The following is a 14769-nucleotide window of genomic DNA, read 5'->3' as shown; positions in this document are numbered from 1 at the left end:
GTCTGAGAGCGGCGCACATCGCGGTCACCACGCCGGGCATACTGGTCGTCACGGTCGCCGCGGGCATTCCACACTCCGTAGTTGTCGTCACGGTCGCCGCGGGCATTCCACGCGCCGTAGTTGTCGTCACGGTCGCCGCGGGCATTCCATGCGCCGTAGTTGTCGTCACGGTCGCGGCGCGCATTCCACACTCCGTAGTTGTCGTCACGGTCGCCGCGCGCATTCCACGCGCCGTAGTTTTGATTCCGGTCGCCGCGCACCTGATGGTCTTCGCCGCGGTTGTAACCGCTGTACACATTGGCATCGCGATCATGCCTCGGCGCCGGTTGCGCCCATGCCGCTCCGGTGATTCCAAGAGCCAATATCACGGTGCCCATCAACAGTCTCGTGCGTTTCATATTCGACCTCCGCCGCCCGCGGCTCGTTTTGCCTCCAGGCCGGCTTCCCTTTCATCTGACTGTTTAGACACGCTGGGGCGGAGAAAGACCGTAAGGATTGGTCAGGACAAGGTAAAGCTTTGTACGGCTTGTAACTGGGGCATCCATGGCGGATGCTTACTGCGCGGAATATTTCGACATCAACATGAACCTGCGCACGGCAAATGTCGCGAACAGCAGGCAGAAAACCACGCGCGTGGGCGACGGACCGTGCTGCACGATGTACATGCCTTCGCGCAGCGCCAGGATGCCCATCAGCACCATCAGGATAATGTTCACGATCTTCATTTTGTCCTCCGGAATGTAGTGTGCCAAGGCTCACATAGCTGGGAACCTGCAACAAGTACACGAGAGGCCACTGCCCGTTACCAAGGTACTTCAGGGAAGGGATCCAGGATGCGCCCTTGGGACGAGTTCCTCATTCCTCGGCTGGTGCGTTCTGTCCCTGAGCAGCCACATTTCACGATTTTTTACACCGCCGGCTGAAATTTTGTCGTGATAATCCCCTTCGTGTGAAAACAAACATCGGAGGCTAAACATGAGCCACAAACTGCGGGTTGTCGCCAGGTTGATCCTTGGAGTGGCGAGTTTGCAGGCGCTGTCGCAAGCGCAATCGGTGCTGGATCTGCCGCGCCCCAGCCAGAAGGCGGAGGTGATGCAGCGAGTCGGTCTGACCGACGTCACCATCACCTACAGCCGTCCCCTGGTGAACGGACGGAAGGTGTTCGGCGGCATCGTGCCGTTCGGAGAAGTGTGGCGCGCGGGCGCCAATGAAAACACCATTATCGAGTTCAGCGATCCGGTCAGCATCGAAGGCCATGCTGTGCCGGCAGGAAAGTACGGACTGCACATGATTCCCGGAGAAAAAGAGTGGACCGTGATTCTGTCGCGGGCCTCGACGGCGTGGGGAAGTTTCACCTACGACCAGAAAGAGGACGCGTTACGAGCAACGGTGCAACCGCAAAGCTCCGAAATGCACGAGGCGCTGACTTACGATTTCGACGCAGTGACGCCGGATGCGGCGACGGTCACGCTGCGGTGGGAACGTGTCGCGGTGCCGTTCAAAATTGCGGTGGACCAGAAGCAGATCGTTCCCGCGAAGCTGAAGGCGCAGCTTCGGGGAGGAATGCGCTTTACATGGGAGGGTTGGGACGAGGCTGCGCAGACCCTGCTGGCCCAAAAGCTCGACTTGGAAGACGCCTTGCACTATGCCGACGAGTCCATCAAGCAGGAGAAGCGGTTTGACAACCTGATGACCAAGGCGCAGGTGCTGGACGAACTGGGCCGCAAGACCGAGGCCGCGTCCCTGCGCGACGAGGCCATGCCGCTGGGGAACGCGCTGCAGATCAACAGCTACGGGCGACAATTGCAGCGCGCGGGGAAACAGAACGAGGCCTTCGCCGTTTTTGAGACGAATGCCAAGCGCTACCCCGATCACTTCGTCGTGCACTACGAGCAGGCGCGAATCCTGTGCGCTAAGGGCGATTACGATTCAGCAGTGAAGGAGATGCAAACCGCTCTGGCCTCGTCTGACCAGAACTTCAAGCCTTTCCTGGAAGGATTGGTGAAGCGGCTGCAAGCGAAAGAGGATATCAACAAGAACTGAACGGCCACCGGCAGCCTCGGTTCAACCGTGGATCAGGATTGGTGCTCGTGAGTTGCGGGCTGCTCCACGTTCTCGTCTTCCGCTTGCACGTTGTCGGCGGGTTCGCGGGGGTCGGGAATCGAGGCCGCTTCCGAGGATTGAGATTCAGGTGGAGTGGCCTCCACGAACAATCCGCCCTGGCCATCGCCCGCCAGCTTCTCGAATTCTTCAAGGCTGGGCAGTTCGCTGACGTCTTTCAGGCCGAAGCGCAGGAGAAATTCCTTGCTGGTCTTGTACAGGATGGGGCGCCCGATGACCTGCTTGCGTCCGGCGGTGGTGATGAGCTTGCGGTCGATCAAGGTAGCCAGCACGCCACTGCAGTCCACGCCGCGGATTTCGGAGATCTCCGGCGCCGTCACGGGCTGTTTGTAGGCGATGACGGCAAGGGTTTCGAGCGCGGGCATGGACAGGCGCACCGGCGGCTTCAGGTTCTTGGCGAAATGGCGGACGACGTCGTGGTGTTCGGGCTTGGTGCCCATGCGATATCCGCCGGCAACCTGGCGGACTTCCATGCCGCGATCGGAGTTGGCGTAGTCGGCGGTGAGCTCTTCGATGGCCGCACGCACGCGCATTTTGACTTCCGCATCGAGAGCCGAGCCTTCCAGGCCGGCGTCAGCGAGCAGGTGTTCCGCGATCACGGATTCCTTCAGCACGAGCGCGATCTGGTCGGCAGTGACAGGCTCCTCGGCTGCGTAGATGATGGCTTCGATTTGTCCTTTGATGGCCATTAGCTGCTATCCCACATGAGCTCGCAGGGCTCGCAAATGTGGGCCGCGATTACCTCCAGTCGTCGCGAACGGCGGCGGCGCCGGCTTCGCCAAATACCGTATCAAACATCGTGTTTTTCTTCACGATGATATCGGAGAAAACTTTGTCCTGCCGCAGCAGGATGGCCTGCAAGCGCACCATTTCCAAAAGCGCGAGGAAGGCGCAGATGAGCGCCTGGCGCGACTGCAACGAGCCCAGCACCTGCTTCAAGCGCACGGGACGGGATTCCAGGGAGAGCCGGCGACGGAAGAAATCCATCATGTGCGCTACCGTGACCCGCTCCTCGTCCACTTCGATCACGGGGCGCGAGCGCGCGCGATCGACAATCTGCTGAAAGACGCGCACCAGGTCAACCGTGTCGGCGGCCAGTTCCGGTTCGACGCCGGGATCGTTCTTGAAATCCTTGAGCGCAGGATTGGTCCAGACCGCGTCTTCAATCTGCGATTTCTGCAGCAACATCTGGGCGGCGGTCTTGAACCGCTCGTGCTCGAGCAGGCGGTTCACCAACTCCATGCGGGGATCTTCCTGCTGGTCGTCGGGCATCGAGGGATCGCGCGGCAGCAGCATGCGCGACTTGATCTGAATGAGCACCGAGGCCATGTAGATGAAATCGGCGGCGACATTGACGTCCAGCTGCTTGATGCGTTCGACGTAGGTCAGGTACTGGGCGGTGATCTGCGCGATGGGAATGTCGTAGATGTCGATGTCCTGCTTGCGGATGAGATCGAGCAGGAGGTCGAGCGGGCCGTCATAGACCGCGCCCACGGACACGGCAAAGGGAAACTCCGTGTCCTTATCCGTTTTGACGGGTTGTGGAGTCTCGGCCATGGGCGATTGGGGTGACTTGTAACTGGCATTCAATCACAAATCACCGAAGGCGAAATCACAAAGTGTTACTTAGCCCCAACTTTATTCGCGAAATCGAAGTTGCGGGTCAGCCCCATGGATCCGCGCACTTCCTCCATGGTGGCGTCGCAAATCCTGCGGGCTTTCGCGCCCCCGGCTTCGATGACATCCCAGGCCAGCTTGGGATTGTCCTCGTACTTGCGGCGGCGCTCCTGCATGGGGTTGAGGATGCTGACCAGCGCGTCTGCGGCCCAGGTTTTGCACTCGATGCACCCGATGCCGGCGCTGCGGCAGCCGGCGTCCACCTGGCGCAACCGTTCCTCGTCGCTGAAGATTTTGTGCAGGTCGCCGACCGGGCAGACGTCGGGATTGCCGGGATCACTGCGTCGAACGCGCGCCGGGTCGGTGACCATGGTCTTGAGCTTGGCGCGCACCTCGGCTTCAGGATCGCTCAACAGGATGGTGTTGCCGTATGACTTCGACATCTTGCGGCCGTCGGTGCCCGGGAGTTTCGGCGTCGGCGTGAGCAGCGGCTGCGGCTCGGGAAACACGTAGTGGCGCTTGCCGCCATAAAACATGTTGAAGCGGCGCGCGATCTCGCGGGTGAGTTCGACGTGCGGCACCTGGTCTTCCCCGACCGGAACGTAATCCGCCTTGTAGATCATGATGTCGGCGGATTGCAGCACCGGGTAGCCGAGAAAACCGTAGGTGCCAAGATCTTTCTCCTTGATGTTCTCGCGTTGCTCCTTGTAGGTGGGCACGCGTTCCAGCCAGCCCAGCGGCGTGATCATGGAGAGCAGCAGGTGCAGTTCGGCATGCTGCGGGACATGCGACTGGATGAACATGGTGCAGCGCTGGGGATCGAGGCCGGCGGCCAGCCAGTCGAGCAGCACCTCCATTGAGTTCTGCTTGATGCCGGAGGTGTCGGCATAGTCGGTGGTGAGCGCGTGCCAATCGGCAACGAAGAAGAAGCAGTCGTAGCGGTCCTGCAGCTTCACCCAGTTGTCGAGCGCGCCCACAAAGTTACCGAGGTGGAGCTTGCCGGTGGAACGCATGCCACTGAGGACGCGAGGTTTCTTGGGAGCGCGATCGGCCATCAGAATCCCGAAAGAAGATAACCGAAGAATTTGACGAATGGATACTCAAAAGCGCGGATCAGCGGGCCCCCGGCAAAAAACAGCAGCAGGATGCCGACGTAGCCGATCATGTCGTACACGCGTTTGCCGGATTCCGGCAGCATGTGGCGCAGGACGTGGCTGCCGTCCAGCGGCGGGATGGGAATCAGGTTGAAGGCCGCCAGCAGAATATTGACGCTGATGAATGCCCCGCAAAGCAACGCGACCGGCTGGGCAATGGAATTGGGGCCGGCGTCGCCGGCAACCTTCGCCAACACAAAGAGAACGACTACGGCGACGAGTCCTATGAGAATGTTGCTGGCCGGCCCGGCGAGCGAAGTGAAAATGTCGTCGCGGATGGGATGACGCATGTTGTGTGTGTCCACCGGGGTGGGCTTGGCCCAACCAATGAATCCGATACCCGAAAGCATCCCGACCAGCGGAACCAGCACGGTGCCGATGGGGTCAACATGCTTGATCGGGTTGAGGGAAATCCTGCCCAGCATGCGCGCGGTGGGATCGCCACAGCGGTTGGCCGTCCAGGCGTGCGCCGATTCGTGCACGCAGATGGCGAACACGAAGGCGATGATCTGGTACAGGATTTCTAGGTGGTTACGGTTCATGCAGGTGCAAAAGAAGATGGTAACACGTCGCGGTCGGCGGTCTACGGCGGCCGACGGCCTGCGGTCGATGGTCGATGGCAAGCGAGTGGATGCACACAAAAGTTCTGAAACCCTGAAACTTTGAACCCTGGACTGTTCACGATCCGGATTTCTGTTCTGAGGCGGCGGGCGGGGCGATGGTTTTCACCTTTACCGTCTTGGCGGGAATTCCAACCACGATGTGGTAGGGCTCGACGTTTTTCGAGGCCACCGCCATCGAGCCGACCAGGCCATGTTCGCCCACTTTCACGCCGCTGAGAACGGTGGCGTGATAAGTGATGCGCGCCTTGGGGCCAATCTCGGTGCGGACGTTGTCCACCAGCATGGCGTCGTTGAGATCGTGCGCGTGCGAGTAGACGTTGGCGTAATCGGAGATGGAAGTGCCGGCATGAATGATGATCTCGCCGCGATCATCGAGCAGCACGTACTTGTGGATGACGCAGTTGTCCTCGATGGTCAGGTTGTAGCCGAAGGAAACCTCCACCCCATGGAAGATTTTGACGTTTTCCCCGAGATGCTTCAGAACGTGCGAGGCCACCATGTAGCGAAAACGATAGCCGAGCCAATGGTTGATCGCCAGCGGCGAGCGGTCGAACATCATCCAAAGCCAGATGAGCGGTTTGCGTTCGGCGTACTTGCCAGCGTCGACATCGCCGTAGTATTCCGGCTCGAGGGTCGCATTGCGCGGATCGAAGGAGTGCAGGTGAGCGAGCTGCGCGGGCGAGTGTTGGCCCGGGTCCGGCGCTTCATATCTGCGGCCGGTGAACATCTCGTGCAGGGTATCGCGCACGATGACGCTGCGGCGCTCCGGATCGCGGTCGGCGAAGTCGCGATGGAGGCGCTCGATCCAATTGAGAAAAGCCTTCTCGGCATCGGGAAGCGGCTTCAGGTTGCGGTATTCGAAACGCTGCATGGTAGCTCTCAGCCGTCAGCTCTCAGCCTTCAGCTTTAGCGACGATAGGCAATCTTCAGAGTGTAAATGGAGCGGCAAAAAGGCGCTAGTTACGAGCAGTTGGGCCGGTGTCATGTGATGTATTACGCGGTAGGCGCGCGATCACTTCTGCGTGACGATGAGCTGGTGGTCGCCGATGCGGGCGGTATCAATGCGTGAGGGGAGTGCGAAGGTGCTGTCGAGCCCGACTTCGGGGTACTTGGGACGGAGGTAGTGATCGATGAAGAACTCCAACGCCATTCGCGGGATGGTGGTGCCGTCGAGGTCGATGGAATCGATGTGCACCTGGCCCTGGCCGCCACTGCCGGATGCATGCGCCACCGCATGCACCTCGTGAACGCCGCTGAATAGCGACAAGAGCGGGTTGGAAGAGCGCGACTGCGCGGTGATGGCATCGAAATCGACGCGCGCGGTCGTATTCAAGACGCCGTTCTGTCCAGTGAAGGCCACCGTGCGAACGCCGACGGGAAGCTGCACGCGGCCGGAAGCGATGTAAGCATTGATTTCGCGCTCACTGAGGACGGTGGGCGTCTGGTCGGGAGGATGGCGACGGGCATTCTCCTCGATGTGGCGGAATTTAGCGTCCGCGCTGGCGGCCGCGGAGTTGTACATCGCCTGCGTGGAGGAGGCGGCAGGGGGTTGTTGAGCGCGCCCCAGGGTGAGCAGTGCCAGGACAATGACGATAGTCTTCATGGTTTCATGGCGGCGGTTTGCGTGGTCGGCAGGACCAGCGGGGTGACCCTCGGCTTGTCCACGGTGCCCGTGATCTCAAAGCCGTCGGTTTCTCCACGCACCAGGCGCAGGCCGAGTTGCCGATCAAAAGAAGCAGTGCCGCTTACCACATAGATGCCGGCGGGCGTTTCCATTTTGCTTGGCTTGAAAACGAGGCTGCCATTTGCCAGCGTCAATTCGCCCTGGAACCGGCGCAGCCTGAGCGGCGCCGGCAAGCCGCTGAGCTCAAGGTGGGAGAGAGTGCCATCCCGCCAATCGAAGCTGACGGCGCCGGAGGCGGATGCGCGAAGCTGCGCCGCATCCCAACCGGAGACGGTGGCGCGGTAAGTAGCATTGGCCTTGCCGGTCGCCCAGGCGTCGCGGGTGATCGCCGCAATTGAGGCCATGGAAGCCTGCTGCAGAGTGCCATTGAGCGCGTAGGCAGGCTGCGGCCCGGTGAAGTCGGCGCGGAGTTCAGCGGTGGTGGTTCCGCCGAGCACCTCGGCATTCAGGTTGCGAATGGTCAGAATGCCGGAGTCCAGGCGGACGTCGCCGCTGAACCGCCTGGCGGTCAGCGATTTCAGGTCCACCCGCGCCGCCGAGAGCTTGCCGACAGCGCTGACGTTGGAGAGCAGCGCCGGCTGCGCCGGGTTGCCGCCGATGAAGGCATACCAGGGACGTTTCTGGGCGCGCGGGTTGAGCAGGGCGTTGATCTCGTCGGTGGACAGTTGGTCGGCGCGCAATTGAAACGCGATCGGGCAGGGAGCGCTGGGGCAGACACGAGGTATCTGCAGGGACCCGGTAAAACTCAGGTGCGTGCCGGTGAAGGCAACGGCAGCGTTGTAGATGGCCGCGGCATCCGGCGCGAGGTGCAGCGCCGCGGTCGCGACCTGCAGCGGGGCAGCGATGCCGGGAATGGCGGCAGTCACGGAGCGCAAGTGCAAGTTTCCCGTTACCACCGGCGCGGCAAAGCCGGTCCAACTGCCGGAGACGTGGAGATCAGCGTTGGCAAGACCGGTCAGGGTGGCATGGGGCACGGGAACGGCGAAGGCATGCGCCAGTTCAAGCAGGCGATTGATACGGGCTTCGCCGTTGATGCTGATGTTGTACTGGTCGCGGGCAAACCACGCTTGCGCCTTGGCAGTGGACGGGCCGCCGAGGTCGAGGGCCAGATCGTCCATGCGGAGCGCTGTAACTCCCGGCGGCGGAACCGTTCCTTTGGCGCTCGCAGGGGATGTAGTGCCCAAATGGAAGTTAATGTGACCTAGCGCCAGGGGAGACTTGATCAGCTTGGAATCGAAGCGCAAGCCTTGCGTCGTGACCGCGCCTTCCCAGGTGTCCGACTGCAAGTCGAAAACACCGCTGAGGGTGCCGGCGGCCTGCAGGTCTTCCGGCAAATCTTTTTTCATTCGTCGCGACAGCGCGAGCACGCTGGCGGCCGGCAGGTCCTTGGCTTGGACCGAAAGCGCATAGTCCCGCACCGGCAGGACGCCGTCCACGGTGCCGGTAACAATTACGGTTCCGCCTTCAACCGGCGATTGGCAGGCGATGTTCGACCATTGCTGCGTACTGGTGCTGAAGGCCCCGGTACAACGTGTTGCCAGGCGAAGCGAGCCGCGGGTCGCAATGTCGTAGCGGCGGAAATCATCGACGGAGGCGTTACCGGCAATGTTCAGCGCCGCCGGAGTCCCGCGAAGATCGGCGTCGAGCTTCACGGTGCCGCGCCAGCCGCGGTCGCGACCATAGACCAGAGTGGTGAGTTGGCCGAGTTGCGCGCCGTCGAGGGCAATGTGCAGGTCGAGCGGTGTGTCGGTCAGGGTGGCACCACGCTGCACACTACCGGAGATGCGGATGGCGCCGGTATCACCCAGGTTGGCGTCGGTGCGGATCGGACGAGCGGAAAGGCGAAGCTGCCAGATATTTTCCGAGGGCAGGGAAAGGGCAAAATCGGCATCGCTCAGCGCGTACACCGTTTTTTCCTGGCCGATCTTCAGATTGATGCGACCGTGTTGCGCCTCCACGTAGGGAAAGCGCGGACGCGGCCCGGGGTTGCGTTCCGGGGTGGGAGCGGTCGGGATCTGGCGAGCCCGTTCCAGCAGCGACTCCAGGTTCCAGTGGCCATCCGGAGCGCGCACCAGGTTCAAACTCGGATACGACAGGGTCAGGCGGGCAATTTCCAGCCGGCCGCGCCAGAGGGAAGCAATCCGCAGCGAAGCGGTGACCTGGTCGGAGTGCAGCAATGGCTCGGCGCTGAATGCGGGATCGTCCTGCACCACCAGGCGCTCGAGATCGAGGCCGGGCCGCGGGAATAAACGGGGGTGAACGGCGGCGATGCTGACGGTGCGTCCCAAGGCGCGGCTGAGCGAGTCGGCAACACTCGAGCGAAAACGGCTGACATTGATCAGCGGAGGAAGGAAGGTGCCGAGGATGATGATCAGCAAAACCGCAAGCACCGTTCGCCGGTTGAGATGGCGCGACATTCAGCGCACCAGGCGCAGCATGCGGCCCCAGCGGGTTTCGCCGAAGAAGTGGATGACGACTTTACCCATGAACGCCAGGCGGTCGCCGATGCTGGTTTTCAGATACTGGCCCGGCGGCGTTTCGAACGACCAATAGATGAACATCGGCCGGCCGATGATGTTTTCGCGCGGGATGAAGCCCCAGAAGCGGCTGTCGTAGCTGACGTCGCGATTATCTCCCATGGCGAAGTAGCTGTCGGCAGGGACCACGAGCTCGCCTTTTTCGACGTAGTTGTTCAAGGTCAGATGCCACTCGGGGGTGATGTTGATGTCGCCGGGAGGGATGGCGGGGAAATTGTCGCGATAGGGATTGTAACTGCCGTTATGGAGGACATAGGGCTCGTCTAATTTCTTGCCGTTACGGTAAACCGCGCCGTCCTTGAGGTGAATGCGGTCACCCGGCTGGCCGATGATGCGCTTGACCACGTAGAGGCCGGGCTCGGCCGGCGAGAGGAAGACGACAATGTCCTGATCCTTAACCTGATGGTAGGGAATCAGCGGCATCCAGCGGGTCTTTGGGCCCATGGTGTCGCGGTCGACGAAGACGTGGTCGCCAATCAGCAGCGTGTTCTCCATCGAACTGGATGGAATTTCAAAGGCCTGCAGGCAGAAGGTGATGATAAACAGACCCACGGCAAGGACGAGCGCCATGGACTGGATGAACTCTGCCTTGGTTTCGCCCTTCTTCTCCTCGACCGGCGGCGCCTCCACGGCGACGGAGGAACGCGGGTTCGATGTTCTTGGGTTCTTTGCCAAGTTTGTCCATTACCCGCATCCGCAAAAAGGCAGATGCAGGGCACCTTGCAATCAGCGGACGACGCGGAAAGCGCGATCCCAGCGTGTCTCCTGCATAAGATGAGTGATCATATAGGCCAACCGAGAAAGTTTACCATCCTCTTCGCGTGGCCCTGAATAGGGCTCCGGAGCACGGAACGACCAGTAAATCACAAGCGGTCTGCCGATGATGTTCTGCCGCGGTACGAAGCCCCAGTAGCGGCTGTCGAGACTCTCATCGCGGTTGTCGCCAAGGACGAAATACTGGCCGGCGGGAACCACCAGTTCGCCGCCGTGTACCAGGTTGCGCAACTGAAGCCACCAACGTGCCTCGACGTTGGCGGAGAGGTAGTTCAGGTCCGGAAAATCGTCGCGATAGTAGTCGCGAATGGGGGACCGGAAGACTACGTACTTCTCCGCGATCGGCTGGCCATTCACCCACACCTGTTTGTTAACCAGGCGCACACGATCTCCTGGCAGGGCGATGACGCGTTTCACAAAATGCTGGCCCGGGCGCACGGGATAGCGGAAAACGATGATCTCGCCACGGCGGATGTCGGAGTAGGGAAGCAGCTTGTGCCAAATCCCGCTTTCGGCGTAGTGCACCTTGTCGACGAGCAGGTAGTCTCCGATGAGGAGCGTGTTTTCCATGGACTCGGAGGGAATCTGGAACGCCTGCACGACGAAGGTGATGACGAAGACGGCAATCACCACTGTGCCCGCCAGTGATTGGGCGGAGGTGAGCCAAGCAGCGGAAGACGCGACGCGGCGGCGCTCGGAAGTGGCGCTGCTCGCATCAGCGCGAACCGTACCAGCAGGCGTGGCCCCGGACGATTCGGGGCTGCCGGCATCGTGTGCCTCCGGCGCTACTGGTCCGGGGGACGGTTCCGGACGGGCTTCGGGTTGGAAGTCTCCAGGTTGCGTAAATACTCCAGTGCTTTCTTGGCCGCGCCTTGCTCAGCCTGTTTCTTGGTTGGACCCTCGCCCCGAGCGTTGTATTCCGGGTGACGATTTTGCTCACCCTGGGCGCGCACGCGAGCTTCCACGGTAAAAGTCTTTTGATGTTCCGGCCCGCATTCTTTGACCAAAACGTAAGCCGGCTGCGTCCAGCCCATGGAATGCGCCGCTTCCTGCAGGGCCGACTTGAAATCAGTAAGCGGCACAATTTGGCCGCTGCCCTTGCTCATGCGCTCCAGTTCCGGGTCCAGAATCTTGTTCAGAATCAGCGCCCGTGCTTTATCGAGGCCGGCATCCAGGTACATGGCCGCCACGATCGCTTCCAAAGCGTCCACGATCAGAGTGGTCTTGCTGCGCCCGCCGCTTTTTTCCTCGCCGCGGCCCAATCGCAGGTAACGGCCGATCTGCAGTTGCTTGGCGGGGCGGGCGAGGTGCTTCTCACTCACCAGGTAGGCACGCAACTTGGACAGCTCGCCTTCGCTGAACTGCGGAAAGCGCTGGAACAACTCCTGGCTGGTCACGAAGCCGAGCACCGCGTCGCCGAGAAACTCCAACTGCTCATTATCAGGTACGGCAGGGGAACCGCCGCCGTTCCGGGATTCGGCTTCGCGGGCGTGCGAACTGTGGGTCAGCGCCTGCTGGAGAAGTTCGGGACGGGAGAACTGGTGGTCCAGAACTTCCTCCAGCGTGCTGATGGGTCGTGCTTTCATGAAAGATTAGCGGTTAACAATCGCTTTCCTGATTCCAGACAATACCTAAAGCACCGTGAGCCTACTGTTGCGGCGGCTTGGAAGCCGGCGGGCTCGTGGGCGTTGGTGCAGTTGGCGCGGGAGCAGTCGGCGGGTTGGAGCCTGGCGTCGGCGCGGCTGCGCCCCCGGAACTCATCAGCTTCTGCAAGCGATCGCGCTCCATTTTGGCGAGATTGTTGGCCTGCGGCGCATCGGCCGAGTACTGCACCGCCTTATTGGCTGCTTCCAGCGCCTCCGGATATTTCTTTTGCTGGTCCAGCGCAACCGAAAGCCGGAGCCAGGTCACCGGGTCGGGTTGCGCATTCAGTTCCGCCGATTTGCGCAGGTTGGTCTCTGCTGTCGGGTAGTCCTTCTTGACCATGGCGACGGTGCCCAGCGCGTCATACGCCATGGCGCGGACGGACTTCTTGTAGGCGTCCACTCGATCCGGCGGCGCGTTAGGTGGAGTGAGCAAGTCGGTATCAATGGTTTGCAGAGCCTTGTTGGCGTCGGCGAGGGCCTCATTCAAACGCTCATCGCGGTCGAGATCGGTTTCCCGCGTGCTCTGGGCGGTGACGGTGGCAAAGGTCACCAGTGCCTCTGGATTATTGGGATCGATGGCCATCACTTTTTTCGCCATGGCGATGGTTTTTTCCCCGTTGTTGCTGTTCTGGTAGTCGTACATCGCCTTGCGATAGAGGAGCATGCGCAATTCGCTGTCCGGGTACTTGGCGGCGAAAGCGGCGGCGGCGGCTTCGGCGTCAGCGGCTGTGGTCTTGGTCGCTGCATCCTGGTACGCCTTGAACTCGTCTTGCGTTTTTGCCTGCGGCATCGCTCTGCTGGTGGAAGATCCCGGTGTCTGCTGCGCGGCGGGCGCCGTTTGACCGGCCGCCCCTGGCTTGGCGCCAGGCGATGACGGCGAAGACTGCGATGCGGCCGGGTTCTGCGCTTGGGCCATGCTGGCTGCAACGAGGACCGTGATGATCAAAAAAGGCTTCATAGTTTCTTTTCTCCTGACTCGCAAAGACTCGGCACCGCCGCCTTTTGTTCTTATTGACGCTGTGGCTCGTAAGGGCGTTGCAGGCCGCGCTCGGCGGCGGCCCGTGTTTCCGCCGTAATGTCACCCGTCGCCAGTGCTGCCTTGTAGTGTTCGAGGGCGGCAGCGCGGTCTTCCTGGAGATCGGAAATCCGTCCCAGGTAAATGTGAGCCCAGGCGCGCAGGCGCGGGTCGCGCGCCACGGCGACGGTCTGCTCGAAGTATTGCCGCGCCCCAGGCATATCCTTGTTCAAACTGGCGGCGCGAGCCAGGATAAACATCGCCCGCCCGGGGTCTTCTTTCTTCTCCTCCAGCGCCCGCTGGGCGAACCGGTGGGCGCCGTCGTAATCACCCGAATCCAGGCGCTGCTCGGCCATGTCCAGCAAACCGCCCTTGGGGGCGACGGAGGCAAGCACGTCCGGGGAGACCGAGCCGGAGAAATGCACGCTTTCGGCTCGTTTGACCTCGTGGCCGACGTCAAGAAAGTAGAGCCAATCGGGAAGGGCGTCGCGCAATCCGGTCGGCTCGTTTTCGAATTTTGTCAGCTGCTCGAAAAAATACCGCGTTAGGACGTAGCCTTCCGACATCGCTTTATCGGCTTCGCGCTGACGCGCCGGTTCGGCGTTGCGGCCGGTGGCAGCCAGGCGAGCCTCGACGGCGCGAATCAGAGATTCCGTTACCAGCAGCGAAACGTCGCGCTTGTGGGCTTCGTCCAAGGGCGCGTTCTGCACCGTCTTCAACAGCGGCAGCATGCGCGCGAAGGCGGTGGCGCGCTTTGCCATCAGCGGGTCAAGAATGAAATGGAGATAGGTGTGGCGCACCTGGTCAAGGCGAATCGTGTCTCCCGCAGGCGACACCACCAGGTAATAATCCTCGCCATAGTTTCTGGCATTCACCTGGCCCGGTGCGGCGAGCGGCTCCAGGAACGCGGTGAAACTCCGTCCAACGTAGCCGCTGAGGGGAAGGCGCAGGTAGAGGTCGGTGGACAGAATCATCTTCGAAACCGGATCGTGGAAACGCGCGATCAGCTCGTCATACTGGTAACGGCGCTCCTGCCAGAAGTGATGAAGGTTGGCGGCCTGGGCAAAGCGCGACAGCAGGGGCACGAAGCCGAGCACATAAGTAGCATCCGGCGGCAAGTCGGCTTCCTTGGCTTTCAGAGCAAACTTGGGAGCGTCACCGAGATAGAGCGCCAGGGAAACATACTGCGCCAAGTCGCGGGCCGCGTCGACCTGCTGGTGGTCACGATAGAACTCGCACATCTCCGAACTCGCCGCCTGGGCGCCCGCCGATGCAGCGACGGCTTGCGCGATCTCGCGAGTCACCTGGGCGCGGAATGGATCCGTCGAAGCGGCGTCGTAGCCGCAATTGCGCATGGCGGCAATCACGCTAAAGAGGCTTTCGCTGACGTCGAGTGTGATCTTGGTGGATGTTTGCGCCGCCGCCGGCAGGGCGAGCAGGCAAATCACCGCCAGTTGTCGGGTAAATCGCTTTAACACAACACTCCTGAAATTCTCCGGAAACCCAAGGCGCAGGCGCCGCGCCTCCAAGGGCCAGGGCGGGCTAAAAACTAAGTTTACGAGCTACGCGCGGGGCGGGTCAAACCACTCGGGGGATAG

Annotated in this window: 15 protein-coding genes; 1 reads left to right on the top strand and 14 read right to left on the bottom strand. The window is 61.4% G+C overall.

The genetic code is table 11. The features are described from left to right. Together VFI82_05630 and VFI82_05625 are read right to left on the bottom strand one after the other, a co-directional pair. On the bottom strand, positions 1-398 hold a 398-nt coding region (locus VFI82_05630; protein ID HET7184143.1), incomplete at its 3' end, for a hypothetical protein. Positions 399-554: 156 nt separating this feature from the next. Continuing rightward, positions 555-725: a hypothetical protein gene (locus tag VFI82_05625; GenBank protein HET7184142.1), complete on the bottom strand. Its 171-nt coding sequence runs from the start codon at positions 723-725 to the stop codon at positions 555-557. 250 nt (positions 726-975) lie between these two features. Here VFI82_05625 and VFI82_05620 point away from each other — a divergent pair, with 250 nt between their 5' ends. After that, entirely contained in the window at positions 976-2043 is a 1068-nt protein-coding gene (locus VFI82_05620; protein ID HET7184141.1) for a DUF2911 domain-containing protein, read from the top strand. Between the two features lie 32 nt (positions 2044-2075). Here the strand turns inward: VFI82_05620 and scpB are convergent, their stop codons facing one another. The 12 genes from scpB to VFI82_05560 form a co-directional block, all read right to left on the bottom strand. After that, positions 2076-2810, bottom strand: a complete 735-nt coding sequence (gene scpB, locus VFI82_05615; GenBank protein ID HET7184140.1) for an SMC-Scp complex subunit ScpB — start codon at positions 2808-2810, stop codon at positions 2076-2078. Positions 2811-2859: 49 nt separating this feature from the next. Beyond that, the gene (locus VFI82_05610; protein ID HET7184139.1) at positions 2860-3678 is read right to left on the bottom strand and encodes a segregation/condensation protein A; all 819 of its coding nucleotides are present in this window, start codon (positions 3676-3678) and stop codon (positions 2860-2862) included. Positions 3679-3743: 65 nt separating this feature from the next. Further along, positions 3744-4793, bottom strand: a complete 1050-nt coding sequence (gene trpS / locus VFI82_05605; protein HET7184138.1) for a tryptophan--tRNA ligase — start codon at positions 4791-4793, stop codon at positions 3744-3746. After that, entirely contained in the window at positions 4793-5434 is a 642-nt protein-coding gene (locus VFI82_05600; protein ID HET7184137.1) for a site-2 protease family protein, read from the bottom strand. The genes trpS and VFI82_05600 overlap by 1 nt, the downstream gene beginning before the upstream one ends. Before the next feature lie 136 nt (positions 5435-5570). Continuing rightward, positions 5571-6386 (bottom strand): acyltransferase, encoded by an 816-nt coding sequence (locus VFI82_05595; GenBank protein HET7184136.1) that lies wholly within the window; start codon positions 6384-6386, stop codon positions 5571-5573. A gap of 141 nt (positions 6387-6527) precedes the next feature. Then, a complete protein-coding gene (locus VFI82_05590; protein ID HET7184135.1) occupies positions 6528-7118 on the bottom strand; it encodes a hypothetical protein in 591 nt (196 codons plus the stop codon). After that, complete coding sequence (locus VFI82_05585) at positions 7115-9616, bottom strand: AsmA family protein (protein HET7184134.1); 2502 nt, start codon at positions 9614-9616, stop codon at positions 7115-7117. The genes VFI82_05590 and VFI82_05585 overlap by 4 nt, the downstream gene beginning before the upstream one ends. After that, a complete protein-coding gene (gene lepB, locus VFI82_05580; protein HET7184133.1) occupies positions 9617-10411 on the bottom strand; it encodes a signal peptidase I in 795 nt (264 codons plus the stop codon). A 51-nt stretch (positions 10412-10462) separates the two neighbouring features. Further along, positions 10463-11155, bottom strand: a complete 693-nt coding sequence (lepB, locus tag VFI82_05575) for a signal peptidase I (protein ID HET7184132.1) — start codon at positions 11153-11155, stop codon at positions 10463-10465. A 140-nt stretch (positions 11156-11295) separates the two neighbouring features. Next, the gene (gene rnc, locus VFI82_05570) at positions 11296-12096 is read right to left on the bottom strand and encodes a ribonuclease III (GenBank protein ID HET7184131.1); all 801 of its coding nucleotides are present in this window, start codon (positions 12094-12096) and stop codon (positions 11296-11298) included. A 61-nt stretch (positions 12097-12157) separates the two neighbouring features. After that, positions 12158-13114, bottom strand: coding sequence for a hypothetical protein (locus tag VFI82_05565; protein HET7184130.1), 957 nt, complete (start codon positions 13112-13114; stop codon positions 12158-12160). Positions 13115-13164: 50 nt separating this feature from the next. Beyond that, the gene (locus VFI82_05560; GenBank protein HET7184129.1) at positions 13165-14649 is read right to left on the bottom strand and encodes a hypothetical protein; all 1485 of its coding nucleotides are present in this window, start codon (positions 14647-14649) and stop codon (positions 13165-13167) included. Positions 14650-14769 lie beyond the last annotated feature (120 nt).

This window comes from Terriglobales bacterium (assembly GCA_035691485.1).
Classification (GTDB): domain Bacteria; phylum Acidobacteriota; class Terriglobia; order Terriglobales; family Acidobacteriaceae; genus JAIQGF01.
The sequence above is the reverse complement of the archived record's forward strand: the minus strand, read 5'-3'. Positions and strand labels throughout refer to the sequence as shown.

What these genes read in the sequence shown, in the direction of transcription:
- VFI82_05625 (HET7184142.1), bottom strand. Translation starts at nt 725, where the DNA reads ATGAAGATCGTGAACATTATCCTGATGGTGCTGATGGGCATCCTGGCG.
- VFI82_05620 (HET7184141.1), top strand. Translation starts at nt 976, where the DNA reads ATGAGCCACAAACTGCGGGTTGTCGCCAGGTTGATCCTTGGAGTGGCG.
- scpB (HET7184140.1), bottom strand. Translation starts at nt 2,810, where the DNA reads ATGGCCATCAAAGGACAAATCGAAGCCATCATCTACGCAGCCGAGGAG.
- VFI82_05610 (HET7184139.1), bottom strand. Translation starts at nt 3,678, where the DNA reads ATGGCCGAGACTCCACAACCCGTCAAAACGGATAAGGACACGGAGTTT.
- trpS (HET7184138.1), bottom strand. Translation starts at nt 4,793, where the DNA reads ATGGCCGATCGCGCTCCCAAGAAACCTCGCGTCCTCAGTGGCATGCGT.
- VFI82_05600 (HET7184137.1), bottom strand. Translation starts at nt 5,434, where the DNA reads ATGAACCGTAACCACCTAGAAATCCTGTACCAGATCATCGCCTTCGTG.
- VFI82_05595 (HET7184136.1), bottom strand. Translation starts at nt 6,386, where the DNA reads ATGCAGCGTTTCGAATACCGCAACCTGAAGCCGCTTCCCGATGCCGAG.
- VFI82_05590 (HET7184135.1), bottom strand. Translation starts at nt 7,118, where the DNA reads ATGAAGACTATCGTCATTGTCCTGGCACTGCTCACCCTGGGGCGCGCT.
- VFI82_05585 (HET7184134.1), bottom strand. Translation starts at nt 9,616, where the DNA reads ATGTCGCGCCATCTCAACCGGCGAACGGTGCTTGCGGTTTTGCTGATC.
- rnc (HET7184131.1), bottom strand. Translation starts at nt 12,096, where the DNA reads ATGAAAGCACGACCCATCAGCACGCTGGAGGAAGTTCTGGACCACCAG.
- VFI82_05565 (HET7184130.1), bottom strand. Translation starts at nt 13,114, where the DNA reads ATGAAGCCTTTTTTGATCATCACGGTCCTCGTTGCAGCCAGCATGGCC.